This is a genomic window from Arthrobacter sp. P1_C12_2 (genome assembly GCF_056406415.1).
Map to the genome: position 1 here is coordinate 120,868 of NZ_JBFUAF010000020.1, position 22,995 is coordinate 143,862.

Genomic DNA, 22,995 nt, shown 5'->3' on the forward strand with positions numbered 1-22,995 from the left:
CCATCAACTGGATCCAGCAGAAAGCACCAAGAAATGCAGCAAAGCACCGGCAGCCAGACCCCCAGCAACCACATCCTGGTGGGGGTCAGCACCAAGATGTACCTCGGCTACCGGGACAGCCTGGACTGGCTGGAGCGGCTGCGGCACGAAGTGGACACCCGTCCGGCCCTCGCGGCCGGGCGGGTTGTCCCGTTCGTCATTCCATCATTCCCCGTCCTGCCCGCGGCGGCCCGGCTGCTGGCGGGTTCGCCACTGCTGCTCGGCGCGCAGAACTGCGGCTGGGCTGACGGGCCCTGGACCGGGGAAGTGGCCCCGTCCATGCTCGCGGAACTCGGCGTCCGGCTCGTGGAGATCGGCCATGCCGAACGCCGGAAGCACTTCAACGAAGACGATGCCATGGTGGCCCTCAAGGTCCGGGCCGCGGACGACGCCGGGCTCACGCCGCTGCTGTGTGTGGGGGAGACTGGGCGCGGGGAGCCGGCGGCCGCGGCGGAATTTGTGTACCGCCAAATCGAGTCGGCCGTCGACGGCGACTGGGACCTAGCCGGCCGTTTGTTGATCGCTTATGAACCGGTCTGGGCCATCGGCGCGGCAGAGCCCGCCGCCGCCGCGTACGTGTCCGACGTCGTCCAGCGGCTCCGGGCGCAGCTCACCGCCGCTGGCGTGCCAGGTTTGCCAGTCATCTACGGGGGGTCGGCCAAGCCCGGACTGCTGCCAACCATTGAGGGCGTCTCCGGCCTGTTCCTGGGCCGGTTCGCGCACGACCCCGCGAACTTCGGCGCGGTGCTGGATGAGGCACTCCTGCTGGCCGAAGGATTGCCCGCGCCGGACTCCGCCACCGTGGGACATGTCCAGCCTTGGTTATGAACATTGCGCAGGATGCCATTGTGCCCGGTGCGGGAGTCTAAGAATGGGCATGTCCCGCGGGCTGGGCAGACGAAGCTCAGGAGGCACCGTGGGACATGTCCAGCCTTGGTCATGAAGAGTGGGCAGGATGCCATTGTGCCCGGTGCGGGGGTCTAAGAATGGGCATGTCCCGCGGGCCGGCGGCCGAAGCTCAGGAGGCACCGTGGGACATGTCCAGCCTTGGACATCAACATTGCGCAGGACACCCATGTGCCCGCTGCGGGCGTCTAAGAATGGGCATGTCCCGCGGGCGGGCAGACGAGGCTCAGGAAGCTCCATGGGGCATGTCCAGCCTTGGCCGTGAAGAGTGGGCAGGATGCCATGGTGCCCGCTGAGGGGGTCTAAGAATGGGCATGTCCCGCGGGCCGGCGGCCGAAGCTCAGGAGGCACCGTGGGACATGTCCAGCCTTGTCCGTGAAGAGTGGGCAGGATGCCATTGTGCCCGTGCGGGGGTCTAAGAATGGACATGTCCCGCGGGTGGGCGGGCGAAGCTCAGGAAGCCACAGACCGCTGGCACAGGCCGATGAAGCCGCCCAGCTGTTCCATGCCCTCCGGATGTGTGGGCAGGTAGTTAGTCAGTTCGGGCGCGCGGACGATCACGGCCCGCCACTGCCCGCGGGATACCGCCACATTGATCCGGTTCCGCGAGAGCAGGAACTCCATGCCCCGCGGAGCCTCGGCCACCGCCGAACACGCCATGGACACAATCACCACGGCCGCTTCCTGGCCCTGGAACTTGTCCACAGTCCCTACGCGTACGCCGGAGAGATCTGCGGCGTCCAGGGCGTCGCGGATCACGTTGACTTGGGCGTTGTAGGCCGCCACCACCAGGACGTCGGCGACGTCGAGCGGGCGGGTGCCCTCCTCCGAATGCCAGCTGAGCCCCAGATGCCGTTTCACCTGGCGGGCCACTTCTGCGGCCTCCTCCGCCGAGGATGTGATGTTGCCGCCGTGCTCCACCATGACGGTTTCGATTCCGGCAGGAACTCCATCGAGCCGCCGGAGGTCAGCAGCCGGAGCGGAGCGCAGCTTGCCCTCATAGGAGAGGTCGGAGACGGCCAGGCAAAGCTCCGAGGTCATCCGCCACGAGTCGGCCAGGAAGTAGCCAAATTCCGCCGGCAGCGTGGCGTGGCCTGCGGAAATCCAGCCCAGCGCTGACTCGTCCACGGGTTCGGGGTGTGCGCCCTGGCTCACCTGGGGAAGTTGCTGGGGATCACCGAGCAAGAGCAGCCGGCTGCTGGCCTGGGCCACGGCCAGGGTGTTAGCCAAGGAGAACTGTCCAGCCTCGTCGATCACCAGCAGATCCAGCGACCCGGCCGGGACATTTGCTCCCGTCATGGTCCACGCCGTACCGCCGACCAGCGCCCCGCCGGGCGAGCTCAGCAGGCGCGCCACATCCTGCGCCGAACGCTGCTCCCAGGGGAGGGGCTCCGCGTGTTTCACGTCTTTGGCGACCACGGAGGGATCGACGCCGGCCTTGGTTACTGCCGTCTTCAGCAGGTTCTCCACCACCGCATGGGATTGGCCGACGACCCCGATTTTCCAGCCGCGGGCCACGAGCCGGGCGATCACGTGTGAGCCCACATGCGTTTTGCCGGTCCCGGGAGGACCCTGGACCGCCACATAGGAGTGATCCAGAGCCGCGACGGCCTCGGTGATGGCGTCGATGTAGCGGTCCGGTCCGTCGCCGGGCGCGGGCAGCGGTGCGCCGGAGGCTAGCCGCGGCGGAACCCGCCGGACCAGATCCAGGGCCGGATGATGCGGGAACGCGGACGGCCTGGCCTGCAATGCCGAGGTGACGTGGGCGGCCAGGGCCGCCAGCGCCTCCTCGAGGCTCTTGGTCTGGATGGGCTGGTCTTCGGTCAGCGCGACGGGGACCTGGTTGTAGGGGTCAATGGTTTTGCGGAGCTTGTCCCGGATGATGACGGTGTCCTTGCCGTCCTCGTGGCCCAGCTCCAGAACCTCGGTGCCGAACCAGCCGTTGCGCCCGGTCCCGTTGATACCTGTGCCCTCGAGCCCTGCCGGAAGCGGCGGCTCATACATGCGGAACCACGTGCTGCCCTCACGCAGGTCCGAGCCGGGGCTTACGGTGCCGATCAGTTTCACCCGGCGTTCGGGCAGCTTGGCGCCATCTTTCCACCAGTCCTCAAGAACCTCGGCGTCCTCGACGAGAAAGACGTTGCGGTCCTGCTGGTGATGGGTGTCGGGGCCATTCTCGCAACGGTCAAAATGCGCCCACCAGAACGCCTTGCGCTCCCGCCGGTGATAGCTGACCGCCGCCGCCAGCATCGAGACCGCCTTCCGGTCGTCCTCGGACAGTCCGACGCCGGGACCCGCCAGTTCGGCCAGCGCCACTTCCAGCGGGTCCAGTTCGAGCGGTTCCAGTGCAGCGGAAGCCGGCCCGGAGCCCGCGCTGACGTCTACGGCCTCGAACGCGGCCGGGGACGCGCCGCCGCCTCCCGGCATGATCCCGCGCACCTGCGCCAGGCCCAGGAGCCAGTTCCGGAGCTCCAGCGTGGAGAGGCAATCGTATTCGTTGTAGTCGGAAATCCCGGCGAGGATTGTGGCCGCTTCATCGGGCCGCTCATTGTCACGGGCGTCGCAGTAGTGGGCGTAGGCAACCACCGAGGCGCCGGCGTCCTTCACATCCCCGGAGCGCAGATTCGTGCCCATATAGAGCGGCTCAAGTTTCTTGATGCTGTAGGAATTCTCCGAGATCCGAATGCTGTTCCGGACGGTCTGGTACAAATCCACCAAGAGCCCGTCGCGCAGCCAGCCGTCCACGGTGTCTTCGCCGGCCACGTGCATGACGGAGAGTTTCCGCAGCGCCGTCTTCTCATAGGCGGCGTAGTGGTAGACGTGCATGTCCGGGTAGTCCCGCCGCCGTTTCTCCACGTAGTCGAGGAAATCGAGGAAGGCCTGTTTTTCCGCCTCCCGGCTATGCGCCCAGAAAGGACGGAAGACCCCGGGGACGCCGGGTCCCGTCGGTGCTTCGATGACGCCGAACAAGTACTCCAGTCCCCAGACTCCGGTGGCCTTTTCCTGCCACAATGGATCGCCCTCGAAATCGAAGAAAATGTCGCCGTCGCTGGGCGGGGGAAGTTCGGCCAGTGTGTTTTCCGGAATGACCCCAAAGCGGATGCTGTGCTCTTGGCCGTCCTTGACGTACCGGACGCCGCCGTCGTCTCCGCCGATCCCGCTCTGCATCCTGGCCTGGGCCTGCAGGCGCAGCAGCGAGGCGGAGGGGCTGACCAAAGTGGCTTCCGCGAGCTCCGTGACCGTGCGAATGCCGTCAGCACGGAGCTTCTTGCGCTGTGCCGAATTCATCCGCGCCACCAGGAGGAGGTCGTCGGTGGCCGTGACCATTTCCTGGCAGTAGTCGCAGCGGCCGCACGCGGTGATTCCGGCAGCACCCCACTGCACTGCGCCGGGCTGTGCCAGATGCGAGGAGGTCAAAGCCAGGAAGCGGTCCCGCCGCTCGCGGAAGACCGGCAGGATCTCCGACAGTTTGTGGTGGCTGCGGACGTAGTCGAAGCCTCCACCGGGCAAGGGGACAGTGGCCCCAAGGACCAGGGTCACAGCCGGGTCCGGCGCAATCCCGGCCTTCAGCAACTGGTCGCCGTAGGCGGCGAGCTGGAGCAGGGCTGTGACCTTCGCGTGGCGGGCGAGCTTGGTGTCGAACACGGCGTAGCTGCCGTCGGCCTGCCGGACCAGGAAATCGGAGCGGCCATGGAACTGGCCGTCGAAGAAAGCCGCCTGGAAGACAACATCGGCGCCGGAGCGCAGGGCGCCGATGGATTCCCGATGCTTCGCCGCAAGGGTGGCGCGGTCCATGGCCTCAGCCGGGACGACGTCATAGACGCCGCGGCCCGTGGCCGGATCCCACACGCCAAACTCGTCGACGAAGGAGTCCAGCACCCGGTGCTCGTGGAGGTCACCCAACACTGCTGCGTGCTTGAGCATCTCATCGTCTTCGAAGGAAGCTTTGGGGGAGCGGCCCAGCTTTTCGTCGAGCTTCCGGAGCAGCTGGTACTCGCAACTGGCGGCCGTGACGAGGTCGCTCGCGGAGAAGACCAGGTCCTGCGCCGTACCGGCTACTGCCGGTTCAAGAAAAAACACTGTGCCCCCGTTGGTTGGCTCCGCGTGACTAGATCCGCTCAAAAACGAGATCCGCTGCCGTTGATGGTCCTAGTGCCAAGCTACCAAAGGCCACCGACAATCCAGCCCGACATTTTCGGACCGCCCCCTCGTTCGCGGCGTAAGGCAAAATGGTTTGGGTGACCCAACTCCCGCAGCGCCCTTCCCCGTCAGCCTCCGGCCCCTCCCCAAAGACCGGCACTCCACACACCCAGGAGTCCGGCATCGCCGCCCAGATCGCCGGCGAGCTCGGCGTCCAGGCCTGGCAGGTCAAGGCCGCCGTGGACCTGCTCGACGCCGGGTCCACCGTGCCGTTCATCGCCCGCTACCGCAAGGAAGCGACCGGAACGCTGGACGATACCCAGCTCCGCGAGCTGGAAGAGCGGCTGCGCTACCTGCGCGAGCTCGAGGACCGCCGCCGGAGCATCCTCGAAGCGATCGCCGCCCAGGGTGCGCTGACCCCCGAACTGCAGGCCGCCGTCGTCGGCGCCGACACGAAATCGCGGCTGGAGGACATCTACCTCCCGTTCAAAACCAAGCGGCGCACCAAGGCACAGATCGCCCGCGAAGCCGGGCTCGAGCCGCTCGCCGACACTCTGCTCAAGCGCCCCGAACTGGACCCGGAACGCGAAGGGGCCAAGTACCTCAACGCCGAACACGCGATCGGGGACGCCGCTACGGCGCTCGCCGGTGCCCGCTCCATCCTGGTGGAACGCGTCGCGCAGGACGCCGACCTGGCCGCCACGCTCCGGGAGCGGCTGTGGACCCAGGGCCGGATGGTGTCCCGCGTGAAGAAGGGCAAGGAGGCCGAAGGCCAGAAGTTCAAGGACTACTTCGAGTTCGCCCAGCAGCCGGCCGGAATGCCCTCGCACCGCGTCCTGGCGCTGTTGCGCGGCGAAAAGGACGGGGCGCTGGAGCTGGACCTCGCCGAGGCTGACCCGAACGACGACGCCGCCCTCACCGCCGCACGCGGCCGGTACGAAGCCGCTGTGGCCAGGTTCCTCGGCGTCGCCGACCGCGGCCGGCCCGCCGACGCCTGGCTGCTGCAGACCGCTCAGCTGGCGTGGCGCTCACGCGTGCTGGCCCGGCTGACGGCAGATCTGCGGAGCCGCATGTTCGCCGCCGCCGAGGACGAGGCCGTGCGCGTGTTCGCCGCGAACCTGCGCGATGTACTGCTGGCCGCACCGGCCGGAAACCGCGCCACCCTGGGCCTGGACCCGGGACTGCGCACCGGCGTCAAGGTCGCCGTGGTCGACGGCACCGGCAAGGTGGTTGCGACTGACACCATCTACCCGCACGCCCCGGCCCGGAAATGGGACGAGGCGTTGCGGACTCTCGTGGGCCTGGCGAAGAAGCACGGCGTGGAACTCGTCGCGATCGGCAACGGCACCGCGTCACGGGAGACGGACAAACTCGCCGCCGAACTGCTGAAACAGCTCGCGTCCGGGTCGGAAGACAAACCGCAGAAAATCGTGGTGTCCGAGGCCGGAGCGTCGGTGTATTCGGCCTCGGCGCTCGCCGCGGCCGAACTGCCCGGCATGGATGTGTCCTTGCGCGGCGCCGTCTCGATCGCCCGGCGGCTGCAGGACCCGCTCGCGGAGCTGGTGAAGATCGAGCCGAAGTCGATCGGCGTCGGGCAGTACCAGCACGACGTCACGGCCGCGAAGCTGGACCGCAGCCTGGACGCCGTGGTCGAGGACTGCGTGAACGCGGTGGGCGTGGACGTCAACACCGCGTCGCCCGCCCTGCTGAGCCGGGTGGCCGGCGTCGGGCCGCTGCTGAGCGAGAACATCGTGGCGTACCGGAACGAGCACGGCCCCTTCAACAAGCGCAGTGAACTGAAGAAGGTCCCGCGGCTGGGCGCCAAGGCGTTTGAGCAGTGCGCCGGCTTCCTGCGGATCACCGGGGGATCGGAGCCGCTCGATGCCTCCAGCGTGCACCCGGAGGCGTACCCGGTGGCCCGGAAAATCAAGGCGGCCGCCGGGAAGGCGCCGGCCGCGGGAAGCTACGCGGCGCTGAATCCGCAGGACTTCGTGGACGGCTCCTTCGGCCTGCCCACCGTGCAGGACATCATCGCCGAACTCGAAAAGCCCGGCCGTGACCCGCGCCCGGCCTTCGCGGCGGCCGCGTTCTCTGAAGGCATCGAGAAGATTTCGGACCTGAGGCCCGGCATGGTGTTGGAGGGAACGGTGACCAACGTGGCGGCGTTCGGCGCGTTCGTCGACGTCGGCGTGCACCAGGACGGGCTGGTGCACGTGTCGGCCCTGGCCAACCGTTTCGTCTCCGATCCCCGCGAGGTGGTGAAGTCCGGGCAGGTGGTCCGGGTCAAGGTGCTGGAAGCGGATCCGGAGCGGAAGCGCATCTCCCTGACATTGAGGCTCGACGACGAACCGGCAGCTTCCGCTGATCGTGCGGCCGGCGGTCGCGCGGCGGGCGGCCGTGCGGCTGGCGATCGTGGGGACTCGCGGGCGGAACGACAGCGGCAGACAGCGCGGCAGCCGGAGTCGCAGGCGCCATCGAAGCAGCCTTCCGGGAAGCAGCCGTCCGGGAAACCCGCGCCCGACCGGCGGACGCCGGCCAGGCAACCGCAGAAGGCGACGCCCACGCCGTCGCCGGTCAACACGGCGATGGCCGAGGCGCTCCGGAAGGCCGGCCTGGGCAAGTAGCGCACCGCAGCGCCTCTCGTGGACGTCGCGCGCCTACCGTTCGTCGCGGATTCCCTACCGCTTGGCGCACAACTAGTACGTTTGCTGACGATTTGGACCATGATTGCCGGAGGCAACGGCCCTCTGTCGGAAGCTCTGCCGGACGCTCGGTCAGAGGCCCTGGCAGGGGGCCGTCGCCGCAATGTGCTGGACACCGATGTCGTTGACGAGCAGGGGGAGTACCTATGGGCTGGCTGGACCGCGAACGAACCATCGCCCCGCCGGGATTTAACCGGTGGCTCGTACCCCCGGCGGCCCTTGCGGTGCATCTGTGCATCGGGCAGGCGTACGCGACAAGCGTCTACAAGACGGCGCTGGTGAAGCACTTCGGCGCGAGCCTGACCGAGGTCGGCGTGATCTTCTCCATCGCGATCGTGATGCTGGGCCTCTCGGCCGCCATCATGGGCACCTGGGTGGACAAGAACGGGCCCCGCAAGGCGATGTTCACCTCCGCCGTGTTCTGGGCCAGCGGCTTCCTGATCGGTTCGCTGGGCATCTTCAGCCACCAGCTCTGGCTCGTCTACCTCGGCTACGGCGTCGTCGGCGGCATCGGCCTGGGGATCGGCTACATCTCCCCGGTCTCCACCCTGATCAAATGGTTCCCGGACCGGCCCGGGCTGGCCACGGGCATGGCGATCATGGGGTTCGGCGGCGGCGCCCTGATCGCCAGCCCGGTCTCCACTGCCCTGCTCAAAATGTACGATCCCAACTCCGGGGCCAAGGGCTGGGTGGCCAGTGGTGAGTCGGTGGGCAAGCTCTTCCTGACCCTCGCCGTCGTCTATCTGGCCTACATGATGTTCGGCGCCTTCACCATCAAAGTCCCGGCCGAAGGGTGGAAGCCGGCAGGCTTCGACCCGACCAAGGTAAAGGCCGCCTCGCTGGTCACCACGGAGAACGTCTCTGCCAGGAACGCGGTCAAGACCAAACAGTTCTGGCTCGTGTGGATCGCCTTGTTCTGCAATGTCACGGCAGGGATCGGCATCCTTGAACAGGCCGCTCCGATGATCCAGGACTTCTTCCGCCAGCCCGACGGCACCTCCCTGGCCAGCGCCGCTGTGGCCGCCGGCTTCGTGGGGCTGCTCTCGATCGGCAACATGTCGGGCCGCTTTGCCTGGTCCGCGACCTCCGATGTCACTGGCCGCAAGCGCATCTACATGGTGTTCCTCGGCGTCGGCGCCGTGCTTTACACCGTGCTGGCGCTGGCCGGCTCGACGTCCACCGTCCTCTACGTGGCCCTCGCGTTCGTCATTATCTCCTTCTACGGCGGCGGGTTCGCGACGGCCCCCGCCTACCTTCGCGACCTCTTCGGCACCTTCCAGGTCGGCGCCATCCACGGCCGCCTCCTGACGGCCTGGTCCGCGGCCGGCGTCGCCGGGCCGCTGATCGTCAATGCTTTCCTCGACGCGCAGGGCAAGCCCGGCGCGCTCAATGCCGCGTCCTACCAGCCCGCCTTGTTGACCATGGTGGGGCTGCTGGTGATCGGCTTCGTGGCGAACCTGCTGGTTTCGCCGGTGGCGACGCACTTCCACGAACCGCGTCCCGGCCGCGTCCGGGCCGAAGAACCTGCCTTGGAGGGCTGAAATGAGTACTGAGCAGAGTCCGGTGACACCGTCCACCGGGAAACTGGTTATCGCCTGGGCGCTCGTGGGCGTGCCGCTTGCCTACGGTGTCTATGAAACCCTCACCCGTGTGGCGGCCCTGTTTGGCTGACGCCGTGGTTACAGAACTCTTCGGTGACCGGCCGCGTGCGGCGCGCATGCCGTTCACACGGCCCGAGGCGTTCACCACCCGCCCCACGCTGCAAGGCACCTTCGGAATGAGCGCGTCTACGCACTGGCTTTCGACGGCGGCTGCCCAGGCGGTGCTTGAGCGCGGCGGCAACGCCTTTGACGCCGCGGTAGCGGGAGCGTTCGTGCTCCATGTGGTGGAGCCGCACCTGAACGGGCCCGGCGGAGACATGACCGGGATCTTCGTCACCGCGGACCGGCCGGAGCAGCCCATAGTCCTGATGGGGCAGGGGCCGGCGCCGGCCGGGGCCACCGTGGAGCACTACCTCGCCGAAGGCCTGGACCTCGTTCCGGGCTCAGGTGCCCTGGCCGCCGCGGTGCCTGCCGCCGTCGACGCCTGGCTCCTGCTGCTGCGCGACCACGGAACGTGGGAGCTGGACGCGGTGCTGGACTTCGCGATCGGCTACGCCCGGGACGGCCACCCGATGCTCGGCCGGGTTGGTACCACCATCGCGGCCGTGTCCGCCCTGTTCCAGACGCATTGGCCCACGTCTGCTGAGCTATGGATGCCGGGCGGAAGGATCCCTGCCGAAGGTGAGTTGGTGTGGAACCCGGCCTATGCCCGCACACTGGAACGGCTCGTGCAGGCCGGAGTTAAGGCATCTACCCGCGAGGCAGGAATTGAAGCGGCGCGGCGCGAGTGGCGCGAGGGGTTCGTGGCCCGCGCCATGGTGGATTCGGTTCAGTCCCCGCACCGGCATTCCTCGGGCACGGATCACCGCGGGGTGCTCGCTCTGGCGGATCTGGCGGGGTTCGAGGCCGGGTATGAGGCGGCCGCCACCGTGGAGTTCCGGGGTCACACGATCGCCAAGACCGGACCTTGGGGTCAAGGCCCGGCGCTGCTGCAGACCCTGGCCATCCTGTCCGGGTTCGAAGACCGATTCCTTGATCCGTCCACCGAGCTGGGGGCGCACACCATCCTGGAGGCGCAGAAGCTCGCGCTCGCGGACCGGGAAGCGTACTACGGCGACACGGACGTGCCGCTGGCCTACCTGTTGTCGGAGGAATACTGCGCCGGCCGCCGGGCCTTGATTACGGAACGGGCGTCCCACGACTTCCGGCCCGGCACAGTACCCGGGTGGGAACCCTATTGGCCGCCGCTGCGCATCGATTACGCGCCGCCGGCGCTCGCGGGCAGTGCCTCCGCGGCCGGACTGGGCGTCGGCGAGCCCACCGTGACACCCGCGGGGGAGACCCGCGGCGATACGTGCCATATCGACGTCGTGGACCGCTGGGGCAACATGGTGTCGGCCACTCCGTCCGGCGGCTGGCTGCAGTCGTCCCCGGCGATCCCGGAGCTGGGCTTCTGCCTGGGCACCCGGCTGCAGATGACCTGGCTGGAGCCCGGGACGCCGTCCACGCTGACGCCCGGCAAACGCCCGCGCACCACATTGACGCCGACGCTCGTGCTGCGGGAGGGCCACGCCGTGGCCGCGCTGGGTTCGCCCGGCGGTGACCAGCAGGACCAATGGCAGCTGCCGTACCTGCTGCGGACCATCGTGGGCGGTTACTCGCCGCAGCAGGCCATCGACGCGCCCACGTTCCATACGACGTCGATGCCAGGATCATTCTGGCCGCGCACCTGGGAGCCCGGCGGCGCAGTCGTCGAGGACCGGCTCGGTGAGGACGTCATCGAAGGCCTTGAGCGGCGCGGGCATGTTGTCACCCGGGCCGGTGACTGGACGCTGGGGCGGCTGTCCGCCGTCGTGCGGGATCCTGAGACCGGGGTCCTGCAGGCTGCCGCGAATCCGCGCGGTGCGCAGGGGTACGCGGCTGGGCGGTAGCGGTTGCGGCGCACAGCGGTGGATGAAGAATTCTCGCCTCCTAGCCGGAAGTCCGTAGCCGGTCCATGAAGCGGAGCGACTCAGCGACGATCTGCTGCTGCGCCCCCTTGCGGCTGATGCCCGGCTCGCCGTCTCCCGGCTGCTCGCCGTAGTCCCCGAAGAACGCGTGCACGCCGCCCACGACCGTTGCGTAGGTGGTCTTCGGCGGGAGCAGGGACCTCGACGCCGCGATCTTGTCCGGGGTGCTCAGGCCATCGTTTGAGCCGGAGATGGAGAGCACCGAAAGGCCATGGGCGTCTGCCATGTTCGCTGCCGGGTACGAGGCAAACAGCAGCAGCGCGGCGACGTCAGGGTTCGATGCGGCGAAGGCCGACGCGCTCACTCCGCCCAGCGAATGACCGCCGACGGCCCAGGTGACGATCTCGGGATGCCGGTCCATGGTTGCGCGGGCCTGGTTGGGGTCCAGCAGAGAGACGCCAAGGGGTGCTTTCAGGATGACGACTAGATGACCCGCGGCCGCGAGTGGCCGCAGCAGGTCCTGATAGGCGTGCGCGTCGACCCTGGCGCCGGGATAGAAGACCAGGCCCGTGGTGGCTGTGCCCGCCGGGGCAAGGGTGATCGAGGTGGTGTCTTCTACGGCCCTTGACCCGGCTGGCGCTGTCGCGGTGGGTCCATTGGCCGGGACCGTCTTTTCGCGGTCGGGTTGGCGGGGGAACGGGCTGAGCCACATCAACGCCGCCACGAAACCGAGGACCGTGAGCATGCCTGCGATCCCGCGGACCATCTGCCAGATGGAAATATCGCCACTGCGCTGCTGTTTGCGGCCGAACAACCAGCGTCGGACCAGGATCAGCGTCCAAAAGATCCCCAACCCTACGGCGGCCGCCAGGAGAGTAGGTAGGGCGGGGTGGCCGCCGGGGACGGCCGGGTTGCTGAGCAGCATCCAGAGCGGGACCACTATCAGGGCGGCCGCCGCGAGGGCACCGCTCCAGTTCAGGATCGAGGACTTCCAGAATGTGGGGCCGGGGCCTGTGGGGGCGGGGGCACCAGCCCGCGAGGCTTCCGTGGGGTTCTCAGGACCAACCGGTTGGGCTTCCTTCACAGCTCGATGATATCTCCATGATAGAGATATCCGTACCTCTACCGCCACAGCCACTTGACTCCAGACGTGCGCCCCCTTCATTCCGAGGTGTGGGGCCGGCGTCGGCTGTAGAAGGCCTCGATGTAGCGCATGGTCGCCCGGCATGCGTCCTGCCAGCTGCTGCCGTCGTAGGGTTGTCCCCCGCACGGCCATCACTTTGGCCTGGACGTGCGAACTGCACGGACCGGCGGAGTCGCGCGGGCTTTGGTTATGCGGCGGGCGGAAGGTTGGCGGGTCTGAAGTAGTGGTTGCGGCGGGGCTGCCTGCCGGGATCGAGGTGGGGTGGCGGGATGAACCACGGGATGCCGGCCCGCATTTGGATGGTCCACTGTTCCTTGTGGATCAGGTGGTGGTGATGCGAGCACAACAGGGTTCCGTTCTCCGTGCCGGTGGTCCCGCCCCGGGACCAGTAGGTGATGTGGTGCGCCTCGCACCACGGCGCCGGAATGGTGCATTGCGGGAAGGCGCAGCCCCGGTCCCGGGCGGTGAGGGCCTTGCGGACATGGGGCGGAAAGACACGTGAGGCCCGTCCGATATCCAGAACCTGCCCCTCTCCGCCCAGCACCACGGGGATGATGTCGGCGTCGCAGGCGATCTTGCGGACGGTGTCGGCGGTGACGGGCCCGGTGAACAGCAGCGTCCCGGTGCCGGCCCTGATTCCCGTCCCGGGCTCTCCGGTGGTTGCTGTGGCGCCGGTGGTCTCGTGAAGCCGGGTGAGCAGGTCTCGGTAGTCGATGGTGGCCATGACCTGCGGCCGGAGTCCGCCGGCGGCGGGCAGCCCTCCGGTTGCCAGCGCCGCCTTGCACGCGCCGACCAGGCCGTCGAGGAGCTTCTGCGGCCGGGAGCGGAGGTCCAGGACCGGCAGCGCGGAGTCCTCCGGCAGCGCGGGGTCCTCCGACGAACCGGTGCCGGCCCGGACAGTCCCGGCTGTTCCAACGCCGGCAACACTCGAGCCGCCGGCGGATTCTGTGGCGGCAGGGCTGTGCCCGGCGTCTTCACCGTCCGCTGCCGCGGACCCGTGTCCCGTTCCGGCCTGTGCCGCGTTGCCCGTGCGGGGGTTGGTGGCGGTGTTCATCACCGTGAGGAGGTATTCGAACTGGTCGGCGGTGGCGAAGATCTCGAGGTGCTGCAGGCCGTGCCGGGGTTTGCGGAGGAAGGCGCCCTGGAGCTGGCGGAGCAGTTCCTCGGCGGGCTCGGCGCCGTCCTGGTCCATCGCGTCGGCCCAGCTGCGGGTGACCCGGGCCAGGAAGTCGGCGTCGTTCTCGGCGGCGGTGCGGGTCAGGGCGTGCTCCATGGCGGCCGCCGCTTCGGCCCCGCACAGCGGCCGGACCCGGTCCAGGGCGGCGGTGATGACCGTGGCGGCCCGGGACGCGACCTCGCCGGCAGCGACGGCGGCCCCAAGCTCCCGGTACACGGCAGGTACGGCCCGGCCGCCGAGTCCCTGCCGGGGCAGCAGGGTTTCGGCGAGGCAGAGCCGGCGCTTGGCCTCCGCGGCGCCGATCCGCAGCCGCGCCCGGAGGAACTCTGTGGTGTTCCGGTACCCGTCATCCAGCACCGACCCTGGCCCGGCCGCCGGAGCGGCCGCGGGAACCGCCGCCACGGAACTGGGCCCGCCGGCAGGCTCCGCGCCCGCGGGGGCCTCCAAAACTGCGGAGGCGCGGGCAGGCTCCGCGCCCGCGGAGGGGGCGGCAGGCTCCGCTGTTCCGGCCCCGCCGGTCTGCCATCCGCCGGGACTCTCGCGCCAGCCCGTAGTCCACGCGGTGACCGCCCCCACCGCACTCCCCGCGTCCCCCGCACTCCCCGTTGCCGCGGCGGCGGACTGCTTCCGGGTCCGGTCCACGGCAGCGGCCGCGACCAGCTGCAGAAACTCGGCCGCGCGCGAGAACTCCTCCACCTGGCCGGCGAAGTCCGACGCGGCCCGGAATCCCCACGATCCCGCATCCTCCACCGCCGTCGCACTCACGTCCCGCAGGACCGCCAGGGCGACGTCCAGGCCCGACCGGGCGGCCAGGGCGTCGTCCGCACCGGAGTGCGGGGCCGGATCCGTGCCCCGGTCCATACCCTGGTCATCCTCGAAAGGAATGAAATCCCTGACGGCTTCCATGACTTGAATCTACTGAAGGGGTACGACAATTTAGCGAGCACCGCGCGTGCCCACTCGCTGACGCCGCGGCGGCAGTTGCCGGGTAGGCGAGCGTTCAGGCAGCTTTCACAGCGTGTTGTTCAGGACCCGGGGCCGCCCAAACTGCGTGTGGACTCCGGGTGAGAAAAGTACAGATTCAGGTGTCCCGGCCACTTCAATTCCCGCAGCGCGCACGAGTTGGTCTTCCAGGCCGACTAGCCGCGCCCTGTACAGCGGCCACGCACTATGCGTGTTGGGTACATAAAAGGTCCTGCCCTTGAACCGGGTATGCAGACCGAAACGGGCCGTGAGGTGGATCGACAGCGGGTCGGTCGGTTCGACGTCGGGATCCGGTACGACGGTGAAATGGCTCCGGGCGCCGCCCCGAAAACGGCGCACGGAATACCCGGCCGGCGCAGCCGTCCCAGCCGCAGCTCCGGCCGACGCCGACTCTGCTACACCAGCAGTCCCTCCGCCCCCAACGACGGCGGTGCGCCCCTCGGAATCCACCTTGGAGTCCACCGAATCGGCGCCAACGTAGCTCGCCCGCGACCACACATACGGAATCCCGGCCGCCCGCGCGGCCAGCACCACCGCCAAACGCGAAGCATCCAGGCTGCGGAAGACCACACCCCGGGTGCCGTCCGGCTCCCGGGAGTAGAGGCGCACGTTGATCTCGTTGAAGCTTCCGAAATAGGGGATGCCAGGACCGCGGCCAAGTCCGGCATCCTGCATGCGGAATCCGATCAGCCCCACCCAGGCGGATCCGTCGAAGACGTCGGGCGCGACGCCCGGTGGCATGAACTGCGCCGCCACTGCCTCACTGATGCGCCAGTGCAGGAAGACGGCGTCCATCCAACGCTGGTCCATGATGATCGGTGCCGGAAGCTCGGGCGCGTCCGGCCAAGGATCAATGCCCAATCGGATCAGCTCCCTTCGCTCGGCATGATCTTCGCTCGGCATGGTGAGAAGGTCGGCATCATAAGAGCAGGCAGGCTGAGTCCTTGGCACCTGCAGAAAGGGAGGCAGGTCAGTTCAGTGCCCGGGTACCTTCCGGAAGCGTCCCGCCGGCCAGCAGCTCCGCCGTCGCGTCGGCCAACGCCGTCAGTGCCACGCGCTGGGTCCACGGGCCATAGGAAATGCGGGCCACGCCAAGTTCCTGCAATTGGGCCGGGGCCAGGGAACCGGGCACATTGATGACGGACACCTTGTTCCAGCCGATTCCCTCTACCAGCGCGCTGACGGTCGCTTCGTTCAATAGGCCCGGGACAAACACCGTGGTCGCGCCGACGTCGAGGAAGGCCCGGCCGCGCTCAATGGCATCGGCCAGCACCGCAGAAGGGTGTCGGTCCTTGCCCTTCAAAAAGGCGTCGGTGCGGGCATTGAAAACGAAGTCGATGCCCTCAGCCTTGGCTGCGCTGACAGCAGCACGCATCTGCGCAACGGCATCGGCGAGCGGGCGCATCTGGTCTTCGATGTTGGCTCCGACAGCGCCGGCCCCGATCGCCTTGCGCACCGTTTCCCCGGGGTTCCCGTAGCCCGCTTCAAGGTCAGCGCTGACGGGCAGCGATGTAGCGGCGACAATCAGCCCGACGGCGGCGATCATTTCGTCCACCGGGATGTTCTCGCCGTCTTCGTAACCGCGGGACGCCGCGATGGAGTGGCTGGCCGTGGCCAACGCTTTGGTGCCCGGAACATCGCCGACTACTTTCGCGGTGATTGCGTCCCAGACATTGATGACCTGGAGGATCTCCGGGGCTTGGTGGAGACGGAGCAGCTCGGTGGCTTTGGAGGCACGGGAACGCGCGTAGTCTGTCATGCCGCGAGCCTAGCCGGGCACCGTTACAGCCGGAAGGGGTTCAGCCGGCCGCGGAAGAGTCAGGGGAACCCTTGCGCTGCGTCTGCCAGGGCCAGCGTCCGGTGATTTCCAGCTCGAGTGAGAAGCTCAGGAAGGTCCGGATGAGCACAATAATGGCCAGCACGCCGACGCCCTCGAAGGTCGGTGTGACGGCGACCGAACGGATGATGTCGGCCGCGACCAGCAGCTCCAGCCCGAGGAGGATGGAGCGGCCGAGTAGTTGCCGGTAGGAGCGGTAGACGGAGAGCGGCTCGGAGCCTGCCGGCAGGCGTTCCGGCTGGAATCCCCGCAGCGCCAGGGGGATGGACACGAGGGCGCCGATTACCATGACGGCCACGCCGGCGAAGTCCATGAAGCGGCCGGCCGTCTCGATAATGTGCTGAAGATCCATGGTTCCCCTCGGAGAAAGTGGGCAGTGAGATTCAAACCTTACGGGTGCCGGACGCCGATGCCGGAGAGAACGGCCCGGTAGCCTTCTCGGAAACTTGGGTACTCAAACTTGAAACCGGTACTGCGGAGCAGTCCGTTGCTCACTCGCTTATTGCCGCCCCGCGACGGTTCGCCGCCCGCCGAAGTGCCGCCCGACGCCGAGACCCCGGCCGCAGCATCAGTGGACTCCGACGCCGGCCGGGGGAGTCCCAGCTCGGCCGCCAGGAAGCCCAGCACCTCGCCCAATTCGGCCGGTTCGTTATCCACGCCCAGATAGACGGGCGCGGGAACCGTGTCCATGGTGCACAGACGGACGATTGCCGCGGCGGCGTCGTCGCGGTGGATACGGTTCGTGAAGCGCGACGCGTCGGGAATAACTGCGGTTCCGCCGCGCACCTGGTCGATCAGTCGCGTCCGGCCGGGACCGTAGATCCCGCCGAGCCGCAGCACCACCGGGGTGATGCCGGTGCCGCGCAGGCGGCTGTAGAGGAGTTCCTCTGCCTCGCGAATGATGCGGCCCGAGAACCCGCCGGGTTCCGGCGTCGTGCGTTCATCAATCCAGCCGCCGCCAGCGTCGCCATATACGGCCGTCGAAGAAATAAACAGGATCCGGCGGACGCTTGCCCCGGACGCCAGGACCGCGTCCAGCACGTTCGACAGACCCTCCACGTAGGCGGTCCGGTAGGCCTCCTCCGTCGGGGAATCCGCGGCAATCGCGACGACGACGGCGGTGGTGTCCGCGGGAACTGGCGGGAGCTCACCGGAGCTCAGGTCAGCGGCAACCCCCTCGATGGCAGCCGGAAGTTTCTCCGGCGACCGGCGCCACCCCACCACACGATGGCCAGCAGCCGCGAAACGCAGCCCGGCCTCGGTGCCCAGATCGCCGCAACCGGCCAACAGAACAGTCATGAGGCCAGTCTGCCAGCCTTCGGGAAGCCGCACGGACAGGCTTGAGCAAATCTTGAAGTGATCTTGTCGTGCACTGAACCATTGCCTTGAAGGAGGCCGGGCATCGTTGTAAGGGTCAGCCTGGGGGCTGGCGGACACAACTACTTCGCCCGGTCCGCGACGGCCGGCTCCACGAAACGGATATCTGATGGGTCTCAACCTCAAGTCCACATCCAGCAAGGTCCTGGCCTCCGCAGCACTCCTCGCCGCAGCTGCCGGCGTGGCCGGGATGGGCACCTACGGTGGCTTCACCGCCAGCACGTCGGCTTCGACAGCCGTCAATTCCGCAACCGTCAAGCTCTCGGTCGGTGCTGACGGTTCAACTAACCGGCTCAGCGTTGCGGCCGCCGGCACGGTCCCGGGCGACACCATGCAGCGTGCTGTGACGTTGACCAACGCCGGTGACCAGGCATTCCCATCAATCACTTTCACGACGATCGCTACGACGTCGTCCATCCTTGATACCGACGCCGTGAACGGCTTGAAGCTGCAAATCGACGCATGCACCGTTCCGTGGACGGAGGTCGGGACCGCTCCGTCCTTCACCTACAGCTGCTCCGGCACGACTACGACGGTCGTGCAGAAACGCGCTGTGATCGGCGCCAACACTCTCACGACGCTGAAGTCGCTTCTCCCGGGCCAGACCGACAACCTACGGGTCTCGCTGACGGTTCCCGACACGGCGGACAACGCGTTCCAGGGCAAGAACAGCACTATCAGCTTCGCCTTCGACGCCATCCAGCGTTCGGCCGGCAACAAGTAACAGCGCTCGGGGGCTCAGTCCGGTCAGGTCTCGGCCCGACTGAGCCCCCGGCTTTACCCTTACGATCCACACCGGCAGGAGGAACGATCCCGTGAGCACCGTCATCAAGCTGACCCGTCGGAATGCCAGCGACCTCGCTCCCGCCGGTGATGTCGCCCCGGAAACCACCGTCGCTACTGGTCCGGAATCCACCGTCTCTGTCGGCCCCGAAACCACCGTCGCCACCGGCGCGGACCCCAAACACCACGGCCGCGCACGACGTCGAGCCGAACGGCCGCCGCATACCCGCGGGCGCCTGGTGTCCACGGCTGCCGGAATGGCCGGACGAGCCGCCTTCACGATCCTCCTGATCGTCGCCGCTCTGGTGTTTCTCTTTCTCGCCGTCGGGCCGCGCTTCCTGAACTACCAGACGTCCACCATGCTCACGGGGAGCATGTCGCCGGGCATCAACCCGGGCGACGTCGTTGTCAGCGTGAGGACGCCGGTCTCCGAGCTGAAGGTTGGCGACGTCATCACGTACAGCACTCCGATCGACGATCACCGGATTGAAACCCACCGCGTTGCCAGCATCAAACGCGACGACGCCGGCGCGACGTCCGTGACCACCAAGGGTGACGCCAACGCCGGGGCAGATCCCTGGACTGCCGTGCTGTCCGAGGACTACGTCCACACGCAGGCGGGCGTCGTGCCGTATCTTGGCGACGTCATAAGGGCCTTGCGCCAGCCGGTTGTGCAGTCCGTCCTCCTCTACGGCGCGTCTGCCCTGTTCGTTGTCGTGGTGCTGACGGCGATCTGGAAGAAGCCTGCTGAACGGGCCTCCGGTCCGGCCGGCGGAAGGAGTTAACCCAGGGCGGCGGCGTGATCCTGGACGCTGGCCACATTGACCGGCTTGCTCAACCTTTCAACCGGCGCCATCCGGTACCCAACACCGCGTACCGTGCGGATGAACCGCGGTTCGCGGCCTTTGTCGCCGAGTTTCTTGCGCAGGTTGCCGATATGTACCTCCACGAGGTGCTCGTCCATGGGCCATTCGGTGCCCCACACCTGCGTCAGGAGGGCCCTTCGCGTCCATACCCGGCGCGGCGCGCCGGCCAGGGCCTCCAAAAGATCAAATTCCGTCCGCGTCAACGCCAGCTCGACGCCGTCCAGGGACGCCGCCCGGGCTTCGACCTCAACAACCAGCGGCCCGTGGCGGACGACGCCGTGGGTGTCGGGGCGCCGGGTGTCGGCACCTGTTGCTGCGGCGGCCTCAGGCGACGGGATGCCGGCCTCAGGCGATGGGGTGCCCGCGGTGGTTCCAGGGATGCCGGCGGATTCGGGGGCGAAGGACGCGACGTCGCCCGCCCGGCGCCGCGGGGTTGCGTGCGTCGGGGAGCGGGAGCCGGAACTTATCGGTGGGACGTCGCTGGCCCGGCGTCGAGGAGGTACCGGCGTCTGGGCAGATGATCCGTGCGTCCCAGATTCGGACGCGGCCGGCGTGAAAGCGGCCGGCATGAAATCCGTTGCACGGCGCCGCGGCGCGGGACGTTGCGGGGTTGGCCGGTGGCGCCGCATCACTGCCGTCACACGGGCCTGGACGGAACGCGGGCTGAACGGCTTGCGAATGAAGTCATCCGCACCGATCTCCAGTCCCATCAACTCGTCGATCTCGTCCGCCCGGGCCGTGATCATGACGACGTAGGCGTCGGAGAATTTGCGCAGCCGGCGGCACACCTCCACACCGTCCAAATCAGGAAGGTCCAGATCCAGCGTGACAAGGTCCGGGCGATGTTCCTGGATCTTCAGGAGGGCTTCGGCTCCGGAACCAGCCTCAAAAACGGCGAAGCCCTGCAACTGAAGTGTCCGGCAGATGAGAAGTCGCACGTCGCAGTCACCATCTACAACCACCGCGCGGAGCTGACCCGATGAATCCAAAAATAACCCCAGCTTCTAAGACCAAGAGACCCGCGTGCAGCAACCACCCCACGCGTCACGGAATGTGACACAAGCCACAGGCGTAACAGTGGAATTCAGGCTAACAGGTTTTCTTGAGCAAACGTTGAAGTTGAACCCGGCTCGGTGTTGAAGCTCGCCTGTCAGAGTTGAGGCAACGATCAACTGCCCGGAGAGAAAGTGCCATCAGTGAACCTCGCCAAGCGCTCTGCGGCAGCCCCGCGGGTCTCGCCCGCGTGGCTGGCTCATCGGTCTGGGCTGCTGGCCGTCCCTGTGGCGGTGGCCCTGTTGCTCGGGGCTCCCGGGCTGGCCTACGCGACGTTCACGGCCCGAACCACAGCCGCCCTAAACGTGGGGACTTATAAGGTCCCCGCGCCGGCATCCATCAACGGCACACTGGTATGCGCCACCGTCCAGGGGAAAAAGGGGGCAGCCATCAGTTTCACGGGCTTTGCCGCCGTGGACCGGGCAACGGGGTACACGGCGACGTTGACGTCTCCCACCGGACCTGAAGAAGTGAGGGTGATTGCGGCGGATGACACCACGCATGACGTCATGACTCTCAGCCGGGGCAACGGCAGGGGGATCTACACCTTCACTTTGTCCGCCCTCGTAGGCTCATGGACCGGGCCGAATCTGCAGCAGACCGTCACCTGCTGAACCGCGGGCCGACGAACCGCGTGCCGACGCCGGGACTCCGACGTCGGACTCCGGCGTAGCGATCGCCCGAACGACGCCGGAACACCGCCCGACGTCGTTCGGTGCGGTTGTTCGGCTACCTCGCCGGAATCGGGAAGAACGCCCGCGGGTCCTGCATCAGGGCGGGGTAGTCGAAGGCGCTTCGGTCCACGATCTCGTCGACCTGGAAGTTGCGGGCGAAGTGGCCCTCAACCGTGATCGGCCGGCCCAGGACCTTGCCGACGGCGAAGGCGGTGCCGCCGTTGAACGGGATCGCAACCACAGAGTTTCCGGGAAGAGTGTTGAACGCCTCTTCCTGCTGCTGGCGCTTGCGGGTGGGCTTCTTGACGAGCTGCTTCGGGGGCAGCTTGCGCACCTTGCCCGGACGGCGGGAGCCGGATTCGGCGTAGACGAACTGGTAGTCGTCGTCCGCGGGGGCCTTGCTACGGCCAACCGGCGGCAGGCTGACGGTCTTCAGTTGCGCGGGCTCGGTGTCGCCCAGAGGCAGGCGCAGGACCCACATGCGGTCCCCGGCTGGATCCTCGGGCACAAGCTCGTGCTTCGGTTCGGGCCAGATGTACTCAAGATCCGGGTCCGTGCCCGGGAATACGTCTGTGTAGAACCGCGGATCCTTGGCGATCAGCCGGGACCGGTGGCTGAGGTGGAAATCCTCATTGCCCAGCCATGGCGGCATCGGGATCTTGGCGGCGTAGTCGGGGTGGGCCGCCTGCGGGGCGAACTCCATGATCTTCTCGCGCGTGGTGTCCTCGCCGCCGCGGGCCGTCCATTCATCCACCATGGCCAGGCCGTACATTGTCAGCGCGGGAACGTACCCCATCCACATCCGGATCGCCGGGTGCGACTGCCAGCCGTACTCCGGGATCACCAGCGCACGCAGGATCTGCAGCGCCTCGACGCGCTGCTTGCCGAGCCGCTCGCGGTCCAAAACCGCGGCGCTCTGCTGGAAATCGGGGAAGGGGAGGAAAGTCTGCATCTCTCCAGTTTGAGGCCACACGACGAAACCACCAATTGCACAGGACCGCGCGTGCGCATGTTCACATTTTGGAATGAAGCAGACACCCCATCGCGGAGGGGCGTAATATAGCAGGACCCCAACAATGCCGTCCGGAGGACACGCCATGAACCCAGACCCTGTTTTGCCGTTTGTGCCCAAATACGGACAACTGCTCGGCCCGGAAGCGAACGGCATTTTGGTGCTCGAGGAGGTCATTCTTGACCCAGTGGCAGCCCTTAAGGAACAGCACGGGTTCCGCGCCGCAATGGCATCGTTCGCGCTGACCATGCGGCGGATACTGGCGTTGCGCCTCTGCATCGCCGTTGTGGCGATTGCCAACCTGCCCCTTTTTCTGCTCAACACGGGCTGGTGGATTTACGCGGTCTCGCTGACCCTGGTGGTTGCAGTCCACACCGCGGTGTCCTTGCTGAACCGTCACGAGCCGCTGATCCGGCAGCGCCGGATGCTGGAACTGCATCTGCACCGTGAGCGGAGCGACAATTACCGCAAGGTCCGCGACGCCGTAAAGTACGTCATTGACGCCCCTGCCCGGGTTAATGAAAACCTCTACCTGGAGCTTCTCGCTGCGAAGCGGGTGGCGCTGCACTTGGCCATGGGCACCGTGGCCCTGCTGGACACGAGCGACGACGCTGCGTGGAAACTCCAGATCGTCCGCGAAATACCGCTGGCCGCCTGAGCCGCACGTTTGAGCCCGCACGGCTCACCGCTTACAGCACGACGCCGGAGCGACCCCTCAAGGGAACGCTCCGGCGTCGTGCTTTAACGGGTA

At 67.6% G+C, this 22,995-nt stretch carries 18 protein-coding genes; 9 read left to right on the forward strand and 9 right to left on the reverse strand.

Annotated features, from left to right (window positions below):
• Window positions 1–33 precede the first annotated feature (33 nt).
• Entirely contained in the window at window positions 34–867 is an 834-nt protein-coding gene (locus AC1DZQ_RS18695; RefSeq protein ID WP_476964898.1) for a triose-phosphate isomerase family protein, read from the forward strand.
• Between the two features lie 531 nt (window positions 868–1,398).
• Here AC1DZQ_RS18695 and AC1DZQ_RS18700 read toward each other — a convergent pair.
• Window positions 1,399–5,025: a TM0106 family RecB-like putative nuclease gene (locus tag AC1DZQ_RS18700; protein ID WP_476964899.1), complete on the reverse strand. Its 3,627-nt coding sequence runs from the start codon at window positions 5,023–5,025 to the stop codon at window positions 1,399–1,401.
• A 149-nt stretch (window positions 5,026–5,174) separates the two neighbouring features.
• On the opposite strand from AC1DZQ_RS18700, the gene AC1DZQ_RS18705 reads away from it, so the two are divergent.
• The 4 genes from AC1DZQ_RS18705 to AC1DZQ_RS18720 all read left to right on the forward strand — a co-directional run bounded on the left by AC1DZQ_RS18705 (window position 5,175) and on the right by AC1DZQ_RS18720 (window position 11,319).
• Window positions 5,175–7,709, forward strand: a complete 2,535-nt coding sequence (locus AC1DZQ_RS18705; RefSeq protein ID WP_476964900.1) for a Tex family protein — start codon at window positions 5,175–5,177, stop codon at window positions 7,707–7,709.
• A gap of 224 nt (window positions 7,710–7,933) precedes the next feature.
• Window positions 7,934–9,328, forward strand: coding sequence for an OFA family MFS transporter (locus AC1DZQ_RS18710; protein WP_476964901.1), 1,395 nt, complete (start codon window positions 7,934–7,936; stop codon window positions 9,326–9,328).
• Window position 9,329: 1 nt separating this feature from the next.
• A complete protein-coding gene (locus AC1DZQ_RS18715; protein WP_476964902.1) occupies window positions 9,330–9,458 on the forward strand; it encodes an MFS transporter small subunit in 129 nt (42 codons plus the stop codon).
• Between the two features lie 46 nt (window positions 9,459–9,504).
• Window positions 9,505–11,319 carry a gamma-glutamyltransferase family protein gene (locus AC1DZQ_RS18720; RefSeq protein WP_476964928.1) on the forward strand — a complete coding sequence of 605 codons (1,815 nt, stop codon included), beginning with the start codon at window positions 9,505–9,507 and terminating at the stop codon, window positions 11,317–11,319.
• 40 nt (window positions 11,320–11,359) lie between these two features.
• Here the strand turns inward: AC1DZQ_RS18720 and AC1DZQ_RS18725 are convergent, their stop codons facing one another.
• From AC1DZQ_RS18725 to AC1DZQ_RS18750, 6 genes are all read right to left on the reverse strand, one after another.
• Window positions 11,360–12,421 (reverse strand): alpha/beta hydrolase, encoded by a 1,062-nt coding sequence (locus tag AC1DZQ_RS18725; RefSeq protein ID WP_476964903.1) that lies wholly within the window; start codon window positions 12,419–12,421, stop codon window positions 11,360–11,362.
• A gap of 247 nt (window positions 12,422–12,668) precedes the next feature.
• Complete coding sequence (locus AC1DZQ_RS18730) at window positions 12,669–14,564, reverse strand: HNH endonuclease signature motif containing protein (RefSeq protein ID WP_476964904.1); 1,896 nt, start codon at window positions 14,562–14,564, stop codon at window positions 12,669–12,671.
• A gap of 105 nt (window positions 14,565–14,669) precedes the next feature.
• On the reverse strand, window positions 14,670–15,545 hold the full coding sequence (locus AC1DZQ_RS18735; RefSeq protein ID WP_476964905.1) for a YqjF family protein: 876 nt from the start codon (window positions 15,543–15,545) through the stop codon (window positions 14,670–14,672).
• A 67-nt stretch (window positions 15,546–15,612) separates the two neighbouring features.
• On the reverse strand, window positions 15,613–16,401 hold the full coding sequence (locus AC1DZQ_RS18740) for an isocitrate lyase/PEP mutase family protein (protein ID WP_476964906.1): 789 nt from the start codon (window positions 16,399–16,401) through the stop codon (window positions 15,613–15,615).
• 40 nt (window positions 16,402–16,441) lie between these two features.
• Window positions 16,442–16,831 carry a DUF1622 domain-containing protein gene (locus tag AC1DZQ_RS18745; RefSeq protein ID WP_476964907.1) on the reverse strand — a complete coding sequence of 130 codons (390 nt, stop codon included), beginning with the start codon at window positions 16,829–16,831 and terminating at the stop codon, window positions 16,442–16,444.
• A 38-nt stretch (window positions 16,832–16,869) separates the two neighbouring features.
• On the reverse strand, window positions 16,870–17,778 hold the full coding sequence (locus AC1DZQ_RS18750; protein WP_476964908.1) for an SDR family oxidoreductase: 909 nt from the start codon (window positions 17,776–17,778) through the stop codon (window positions 16,870–16,872).
• Between the two features lie 187 nt (window positions 17,779–17,965).
• On the opposite strand from AC1DZQ_RS18750, the gene AC1DZQ_RS18755 reads away from it, so the two are divergent.
• Together AC1DZQ_RS18755 and AC1DZQ_RS18760 are read left to right on the forward strand one after the other, a co-directional pair.
• Complete coding sequence (locus tag AC1DZQ_RS18755; RefSeq protein ID WP_476964909.1) at window positions 17,966–18,580, forward strand: TasA family protein; 615 nt, start codon at window positions 17,966–17,968, stop codon at window positions 18,578–18,580.
• Between the two features lie 91 nt (window positions 18,581–18,671).
• Complete coding sequence (locus tag AC1DZQ_RS18760; RefSeq protein ID WP_476964910.1) at window positions 18,672–19,424, forward strand: signal peptidase I; 753 nt, start codon at window positions 18,672–18,674, stop codon at window positions 19,422–19,424.
• Here the strand turns inward: AC1DZQ_RS18760 and AC1DZQ_RS18765 are convergent.
• Entirely contained in the window at window positions 19,421–20,467 is a 1,047-nt protein-coding gene (locus tag AC1DZQ_RS18765) for a response regulator transcription factor (protein WP_476964911.1), read from the reverse strand. The two genes, AC1DZQ_RS18760 and AC1DZQ_RS18765, sit on opposite strands and share 4 nt — an antisense overlap.
• A gap of 234 nt (window positions 20,468–20,701) precedes the next feature.
• Between AC1DZQ_RS18765 and AC1DZQ_RS18770 the strand changes: the two genes are divergently transcribed.
• Window positions 20,702–21,172 carry a hypothetical protein gene (locus AC1DZQ_RS18770; protein WP_476964912.1) on the forward strand — a complete coding sequence of 157 codons (471 nt, stop codon included), beginning with the start codon at window positions 20,702–20,704 and terminating at the stop codon, window positions 21,170–21,172.
• 115 nt (window positions 21,173–21,287) lie between these two features.
• On the opposite strand, the gene AC1DZQ_RS18775 is transcribed toward AC1DZQ_RS18770, so the two are convergent.
• Window positions 21,288–22,184, reverse strand: a complete 897-nt coding sequence (locus tag AC1DZQ_RS18775) for an MSMEG_6728 family protein (protein WP_476964913.1) — start codon at window positions 22,182–22,184, stop codon at window positions 21,288–21,290.
• A gap of 145 nt (window positions 22,185–22,329) precedes the next feature.
• On the opposite strand from AC1DZQ_RS18775, the gene AC1DZQ_RS18780 reads away from it, so the two are divergent.
• Window positions 22,330–22,902, forward strand: a complete 573-nt coding sequence (locus AC1DZQ_RS18780) for a hypothetical protein (protein ID WP_476964914.1) — start codon at window positions 22,330–22,332, stop codon at window positions 22,900–22,902.
• Window positions 22,903–22,995 lie beyond the last annotated feature (93 nt).

What these genes read in the sequence shown, in the direction of transcription:
- AC1DZQ_RS18740 (WP_476964906.1), bottom strand. Translation starts at nt 16,401, where the DNA reads ATGACAGACTACGCGCGTTCCCGTGCCTCCAAAGCCACCGAGCTGCTC.
- AC1DZQ_RS18735 (WP_476964905.1), bottom strand. Translation starts at nt 15,545, where the DNA reads ATGCCGAGCGAAGATCATGCCGAGCGAAGGGAGCTGATCCGATTGGGC.
- AC1DZQ_RS18715 (WP_476964902.1), top strand. Translation starts at nt 9,330, where the DNA reads ATGAGTACTGAGCAGAGTCCGGTGACACCGTCCACCGGGAAACTGGTT.
- AC1DZQ_RS18750 (WP_476964908.1), bottom strand. Translation starts at nt 17,778, where the DNA reads ATGACTGTTCTGTTGGCCGGTTGCGGCGATCTGGGCACCGAGGCCGGG.
- AC1DZQ_RS18780 (WP_476964914.1), top strand. Translation starts at nt 22,330, where the DNA reads ATGAACCCAGACCCTGTTTTGCCGTTTGTGCCCAAATACGGACAACTG.
- AC1DZQ_RS18695 (WP_476964898.1), top strand. Translation starts at nt 34, where the DNA reads ATGCAGCAAAGCACCGGCAGCCAGACCCCCAGCAACCACATCCTGGTG.
- AC1DZQ_RS18745 (WP_476964907.1), bottom strand. Translation starts at nt 16,831, where the DNA reads ATGGATCTTCAGCACATTATCGAGACGGCCGGCCGCTTCATGGACTTC.
- AC1DZQ_RS18775 (WP_476964913.1), bottom strand. Translation starts at nt 22,184, where the DNA reads ATGCAGACTTTCCTCCCCTTCCCCGATTTCCAGCAGAGCGCCGCGGTT.
- AC1DZQ_RS18730 (WP_476964904.1), bottom strand. Translation starts at nt 14,564, where the DNA reads ATGGAAGCCGTCAGGGATTTCATTCCTTTCGAGGATGACCAGGGTATG.
- AC1DZQ_RS18720 (WP_476964928.1), top strand. Translation starts at nt 9,505, where the DNA reads ATGCCGTTCACACGGCCCGAGGCGTTCACCACCCGCCCCACGCTGCAA.
- AC1DZQ_RS18755 (WP_476964909.1), top strand. Translation starts at nt 17,966, where the DNA reads ATGGGTCTCAACCTCAAGTCCACATCCAGCAAGGTCCTGGCCTCCGCA.
- AC1DZQ_RS18710 (WP_476964901.1), top strand. Translation starts at nt 7,934, where the DNA reads ATGGGCTGGCTGGACCGCGAACGAACCATCGCCCCGCCGGGATTTAAC.
- AC1DZQ_RS18705 (WP_476964900.1), top strand. Translation starts at nt 5,175, where the DNA reads ATGGTTTGGGTGACCCAACTCCCGCAGCGCCCTTCCCCGTCAGCCTCC.